Source organism: Methylorubrum extorquens, assembly GCF_024169925.1.
Classification (GTDB): domain Bacteria; phylum Pseudomonadota; class Alphaproteobacteria; order Rhizobiales; family Beijerinckiaceae; genus Methylobacterium; species Methylobacterium extorquens_A.
Genome location: NZ_JALJXF010000001.1, coordinates 4678592 through 4685000, shown reverse-complemented (window position 1 = coordinate 4685000; position 6409 = coordinate 4678592). Strand labels below are relative to the sequence as shown.

Sequence of the window (6409 nt, the reverse complement as noted above, 5' to 3'; positions counted from 1 at the left end):
CCGCAGCACTTCTGCTCCTCGCTAACGGTCGCATTGCCGGCATCAGTGGCATCCTCGGCGGTCTACTCGAGCCGTCCGGCCGTAACTTCGGTTGGCGGGTCGTCTTCTTGATCGGTCTGCTGCTCGGGCCGGTCTTGTTTCGGCTGGGGGCGGGGCATTGGCCGGAGGTACAGGTCGATGCGCCGTGGTCGCTGCTCGTGACCGCCGGTCTTCTCGTTGGCTACGGCACGCGGCTCGGCTCGGGATGCACCAGCGGTCATGGCGTTTGCGGCCTTGCACGGCTTTCAGCGCGCTCCGTCGTTGCAGTGGCCACCTTCATGGCAACGGCGATCATCACCGTCTTCCTGCTCCGGCACGGAGTCGCACGATGAGCGTCTTCCGCCTCGCGGCCGCACTAGCGAGCGGCCTGCTCTTCGGCTTCGGCCTTGCTCTGTCAGGCATGATGAATCCCGAGAAAGTGCTGGGCTTTCTCGATTTTGCGGGGGAGTGGGACCCGAGCCTCGCTTTCGTCCTCGCAGGGGCGGTCGGCATTTCCGCGATGGGCTATGGGCTCAAGGCGCGGATGGTAGAGCCGTTGCTTGCTCCCCGCTTCGAGGTACCGACCAATCCAAAGCCCGATGCCCGCCTCGTCGGCGGCGCCGCGCTGTTCGGCATCGGCTGGGGGCTCGCGGGCTTCTGCCCGGGCCCAGCCCTCAGCGGCCTCGTCCTTGGCCTGCCCCAAGTTGCCCTGTTCGTTGCGGCCATGTTCATCGGCATGCTGCTCCACCGTTTCACGGTCGGTCGCCAGCCGGTGTCACGCGACGCCCGACCGTCGCTCGGGCGATGAAGCCGGTGCCCCGCGAAGGCGGCGCGGCGGGAACCTGAACCGCCCCGTCGGATCGGACTTTGCTGCGTAGGCCATGATGCGCTGACAGCCACTTACGCTTGAACGCCCGTGCTGCAATCTGGCGACCGCATCCGCGTTGGACGGAAGCAGAACTCCTTTCACGAGCGACGTGGTGGCACCGCATTGTAGTGAGCGCTCAAGCACTTCGTTTGCCCGATCCTCGGCCGTCGGCCGTTGGTCGAGGATGATGGGTGCTTCGCTCAGACGTGAGCTGGGGACTTGAACCGTCCGGACCTTCTCGAAGGGGAAATTGCCGATCAGGGAGAGGCTTGACCCCGCCTTGGTCCCGTGCCTTTTGGCCCCGTGGCACCCAGACTCCGTAGCTCAGCTGGATAGAGCAGCCGCCTTCTAAGCGGCAGGTCGTAGGTTCGAGCCCTACCGGGGTCGCCAGAAATTCCGCCCGCCAGTCAATGACTTGGCGGGTTTTTCATTGACCTTGGCCGGCAAAATGCAGCTGACACAGGCCACAACGCGAGTTCGTATTTTACGATGGGTTACGATCATCGCTGACCGGCAGCGAGTTGCTCCGTGCAGGACGGGAGCAACACGTTTAACGGCTGACATGCCCTGGGACTGATCTCCGCACCGTGACGTGAAGCGGTGCCAACAGAGCGTATGAACGCTTGCTAGACGCCAGCGCCAGGCATCGCTGATCGCGTATAGATCAAGGCGCAGCGTGATTGCTCCGCTCCACAGCGTATCGTGAAAGCGAGAGGGCCCCGCTCAAGAGCTACCTCTACGCCCTGTTCGAAGCCGATGGAGGCGCGATGACCTACATCCGCAACCGGCAGCCTTGCGCGGGCCATGCGAATGCTGTCCGGGGTCGAGGAAGGGCCGCCCCGCGTCTCCGGCGTGGCCTACGCCTGCGGCTACGAGAGCCTGAAAGGCTTCAGCAAGGCCTTCCACACCCTCTACGGCGTGAACCCGCGCGATGTCGGAGTGGGCCGGCGGGTCGATGCCCACCGGGAGAGTGGCGAGACACTGATGTTCTGGATGAAAAACTCCTGAGATGCGCGGCCCGGAGATCGGTCACGCGACCGAGGGCCATTCCGCCGCTCCGGTGTGGGGCCGATGCCGGAGGGGGCAGGCACGACGCGCCGGGCCTCGGCCGTCATGTTGCCCGGACGCATCCTGCGCCCGCTAGGCGAGGAATGCGCCTGCCGCTTCCTGTCATCGGGCGGCGTGATCTGCACCCCGTCATCGAGAAGGACGTCTCTGTCCGCTCTCGGGTCGTTTGCCACGTCGAGGAACCTGGCGTCGTCGATGCGACGGTCGACCGCGTTTCGAGTGACGGCCTTCGGATGTCTTTGCAAGGTTCGCAGAACCGCAAGGCTCGCCTCCCGATGCAGCTCGCTTGGCATCGGGCAAGGCTGAACGGCCAAGTGCACACGTGAGGCGCCGACCGGGTCACCCCACCGACCCTGTCGGCGCGGTCGCCCTGGCGGACAGAACGAATGTGTCGGTACGAATTGCGGACCTGTCCTAGACCGGGTCGGCCCTGGCGATGGCAGTCCCACCCCCGATCGGCGCTCCCCTGACCGTGGGGCGCCGTCGCGCTCATGCCGTCAGGAGCACGGATGGCCGGGTCGCATCCGGTTGGTGCCGCCAATCCGGCCCGAGGAGGTCATCGCGCATATCCGCCTCTGAGCCCATGCCCGCCAAGCGGGCCGATGTCGGTAGGCGCGGCCTCAGCGACTTCAGAGATCTCGGAGCCATGCGATCAGCGCCGGCCGAATGTCGAGCCTACCTCGCACCTGCTGGCTATGACGCAACTTGATCGGGTACGGCTCCGAAAAAACCCCCGATGAAAAAAAACGCGAAATCGCGTGCGATTTTTTCGGAGCCGTCACACAGGGCTTTCGAAAGCTTAGCCGCAAGGGGCGGGCCATGGCATGCCAACGGCCCTATGGGCTCGAGTGACACGTCCGCCCCATCGTCCAGGTGCTGTCGAAGGAAATGGCGATTAAATTTCTTGAAATAATCCGGACAAATATTTGAATAATTACCTATAATCCAAATATAAAGTTACATACTACAAAACCCGACGGCATGTTCTGCCGCCATGATGTGTAGCTGGAGGCCTCAAAATGTCGTCTGGACCCGCTCCCTCGGCAACATACAATACCTACGTGGAACTGACTCCGACCGACGCTGCTGCCAGCAGCTTCCGGGTCGGAAACATCATGCGAGAAACCAGCTTCACGATTACCGATGGCGGCAATGGCAATGGCGTTTTGGGTGACACGCCCAATGAGTCCGCAGCCATCACATCGGATCCTCCAGGTTTCTTCATTACACCAAGAGATTACACCTATTGGGGAAAATCCTCGGACAACGGGACAATCGTTCGATTCTCCCCAGCCAGAAGCCCAGACGGTTTTGGCTATATCCTGTTCTCGAACGGAACGAGCTATAGTCAGTTTGATGTCGTCCCCAGCTCGAGCTTTTCGCAAGAAGCCAATGCCCTCTGCTTCGTATCGGGCACGCGCATCCTGACGACGCGCGGGGCGATCGCCGTAGAAGATCTACAGATCGGCGACACGGCGGTCACCGCCTCCGGCCGGCACCGCCCGATCACGTGGATCGGCCAGCGCCAGCTCGGCAGCGACAGCCGGCCGATGCCCGCCGATCAGGCACCCGTCCAGATCCGGGCCGGTGCGTTCGGACCCGGCCTGCCCGCGCGCGACCTCTTCCTCTCGCCCGGTCATCCGGTGCTCGTGGGAGCCGATGCCGACGGCCAGGGCGGCGTACTCGTGCCGGTCATGTGTCTGATCAACGGCACCTCCATCGCCCGCACCGATGCGACGAGCGTCGTCTACTGGCACGTCGAACTGGATGCGCACGACATCCTGCTCGCCGAGGGCCTTCACGCCGAAAGCTTCCTCGACTTCGGCTGCCGGCCGTTTTTCGAGGGTGCCTCCGACCACGCCCTGCACAACCCGGACTTCGTACCTCCCGGCCTCGCAGGCCGCTGCCGGCCCGTCGCCGTCGACGGCCCCCTCGTCAAGGCCGAGCGCGCCCGCCTCGACGCCCTCTTCGTCCAGGCGCTGACCGATCATTGCGCTTGGGCCGAGGGCGTCATCCCGACCGCCGCTTAGAACCGACGACAGCTCAAAGGCCACCGAGCTCCTGGAACCGGTCCGCTTCCAAGTGTGCGTCGATCCTTCCTCCGTATCGACGCAAGACGGCATCGACTGAATCAACCGATAAACGGGGCAAACTATGGCATCGACACCTGCACCGACCCAATCTTTCTCCCGACTCTATTCTTTGAGTTCGACGTCCGGTGGCTCCGGTGCCGATCAGATCGCCTCCGCAAGCCCCTCTGGAGGAACTTCAGGCACATTCACCCTGACGGATCTGCCGGCAGCAAGCGGATCCGACAGCCTCAATGTGCTCGGCGACACTCCGAACGACAACATGCAGGTCGTTCAAGACATAAACGGCAGGCAAACGACTTTTACCAATAGGGAATATGTCGGGCAGATTGCGGATGGCAGCGGCGTCGTGGCGCGGGCCTTCTCGACAGCCAGGGGCGAATACATATACTTTATGTATTCCGATGAGTCTTATGAGCCCGATACACCGATTACATACTCAACTGAGGCCTTCGCTCTCTGCTTCGTATCGAGTACACGCATCCTGACGACGCGCGGGGCGATCGCCGTAGAAGATCTGCAGATCGGCGACACAGCGGTCACCGCCTCCGGCCGGCACCGTCCGATCACGTGGATCGGCCAGCGCCAGCTCGGCAGCGACAGCCGGCCGATGCCCGCCGATCAGGCGCCCGTCCAGATCCGGGCCGGTGCGTTCGGACCCGGCCTGCCCGCGCGCGACCTCTTCCTCTCGCCCGGTCATCCGGTGCTCGTGGGAGCCGATGCCGACGGCCAGGGCGGCGTACTCGTGCCGGTCATGTGTCTGATCAACGGCACCTCCATCGCCCGCACCGATGCGACGAGCGTCGTCTACTGGCACGTCGAACTGGATGCGCACGACATCCTGCTCGCCGAGGGCCTTCCCGCCGAGAGTTTCCTCGACTTCGGCTGCCGGCCGTTTTTCGAGGGTGCCTCCGACCACGCCCTGCACAACCCGGACTTCGTACCTCCCGGCCTCGCAGGCCGCTGCCGGCCCGTCGCCGTCGACGGCCCCCTCGTCAAGGCCGAGCGCGCCCGCCTCGACGCCCTCTTCGTCCAGGCGCTGACCGATCATTGCGCTTGGGCCGAGGGAGCCGAGAACAACAGCTTCGCCTGAGCACGCGGGAGTAAGGCCCCGCGTTCGAGCCGGCGCGCGTCGCCGGCTTCCATCGATGTGATCACCGCCCCCCCAGCGCATCGCCCCGGATTTCGGATCGGGGGCGATGCGCTGGGGGCTCGTTTTCGGGACGCTGCTCCGAGCACGCCGCGCGGCACGATGTCGATGATCGCTCCCGCCTCGCCGGTTCGACAAGGGGCGTAGGCATTCCGACCTTTCATCCGCGCGATCCGAAAAAACGAGTCGATGCCGTGTCAGTTTGCCGGCCTCGTTGCACAGAGCCTTCGAAACCCGACGGTCACCGCAACGAAGGTGGAAGCGCGATGACAGCAACGAAAGACTTGCAAAGGTCGATGTCAATTCCGGGTCTCGGATGGCGTTTAGCTCGGACCGTGGCGGCGGGGATCCTCCTCGGCGCCCTCGCCGTCTCAGCGCCCGCTGCGGCGCAAGAGGCACAGCCGGCGCCGCCCGCGGCCACCGCGACCGGACCTGCTGAACCCGTCACCGATTCCACCCCGGTCGCTGCGGCGCCTGCGGAGATTCCGGCCGCCCCCCGGAAGCCGGTTGTCTCGCACGACCTTTCGCCGATGGGCATGTTCCTGAACGCCGATCCCGTCGTGCAGGCCGTGATGATCGTCCTCGCCGCCGCTTCGGTGGTGACCTGGACCATCTTGCTGGGGAAGATCTTGAGTCTCGCCATGGCCAAGCGGGGAATGCGGGCCAACCTCAAGGAGATCCGGGCGTCCGCTACCCTGGCGGAAGCCGGACAGAGGGTTCGCCGCGGCGTCGGCGCCCTCCTCCTGGTCGAGGCCGAGGAGGAACTCACCCTGTCCCGGGGGCTGCCGAGCGACGGCGTGAAGGAGCGCGCGGCGATCGCGCTGGGCCGGATCGAGGCGATGGTCAGCAAGCGCATGGCCTCTGGCACCGGCATCCTGGCCACCATCGGCTCGATCGGCCCCTTCGTCGGCCTGTTCGGCACGGTCTGGGGCATCATGGGCAGCTTCATCGGCATCGCCAACTCCAACACCACCAACCTCGCCGTCGTGGCACCGGGCATCGCCGAGGCGCTGCTGGCCACCGGAATCGGTCTCGTCGCGGCGATCCCCGCCGTCGTGATCTACAACGCGCTGACCCGCTCCATCACCGGCTACCGTGCCATGACGGGCGACGCTGTCGCCCTGATCATGCGCCACCTCTCGCGCGACCTCGACCGCCGCGAGATCGCCACTTACGGCGCCAAGTCCGGCATTCGCGTCGCGGCGGAGTAGGCGC

Annotated in this window: 6 protein-coding genes and 1 tRNA gene (1 of these 7 only partly in view); all 7 read left to right on the top strand. The window is 64.8% G+C overall.

What is annotated here, in order from left to right; genetic code table 11:
• Nucleotides 1–371, top strand: partial view of a YeeE/YedE family protein gene (locus J2W78_RS21855; protein WP_253373688.1) — the 3' portion only. 40 nt of this gene lie to the left of the window's left edge; 371 of the gene's 411 nt are visible here — the last part of the coding sequence; the start codon falls outside the window, past its left edge; it ends in the stop codon at nucleotides 369–371.
• Nucleotides 368–826 (top strand): YeeE/YedE family protein, encoded by a 459-nt coding sequence (locus J2W78_RS21850; protein WP_253373687.1) that lies wholly within the window; start codon nucleotides 368–370, stop codon nucleotides 824–826. The genes J2W78_RS21855 and J2W78_RS21850 overlap by 4 nt, the downstream gene beginning before the upstream one ends.
• 373 nt (nucleotides 827–1199) lie before the next feature.
• Nucleotides 1200–1276, top strand: a tRNA-Arg gene (locus tag J2W78_RS21845).
• A gap of 414 nt (nucleotides 1277–1690) precedes the next feature.
• Nucleotides 1691–1894: a helix-turn-helix domain-containing protein gene (locus J2W78_RS21840; RefSeq protein WP_253373686.1), complete on the top strand. Its 204-nt coding sequence runs from the start codon at nucleotides 1691–1693 to the stop codon at nucleotides 1892–1894.
• A 1121-nt stretch (nucleotides 1895–3015) separates the two neighbouring features.
• Nucleotides 3016–3984, top strand: coding sequence for a Hint domain-containing protein (locus J2W78_RS21835; RefSeq protein WP_253373685.1), 969 nt, complete (start codon nucleotides 3016–3018; stop codon nucleotides 3982–3984).
• 172 nt (nucleotides 3985–4156) lie between these two features.
• Nucleotides 4157–5137, top strand: a complete 981-nt coding sequence (locus tag J2W78_RS21830; protein ID WP_253373684.1) for a Hint domain-containing protein — start codon at nucleotides 4157–4159, stop codon at nucleotides 5135–5137.
• Between the two features lie 587 nt (nucleotides 5138–5724).
• The gene (gene exbB / locus J2W78_RS21825; RefSeq protein ID WP_367399385.1) at nucleotides 5725–6405 is read left to right on the top strand and encodes a tonB-system energizer ExbB; all 681 of its coding nucleotides are present in this window, start codon (nucleotides 5725–5727) and stop codon (nucleotides 6403–6405) included.
• Nucleotides 6406–6409 lie beyond the last annotated feature (4 nt).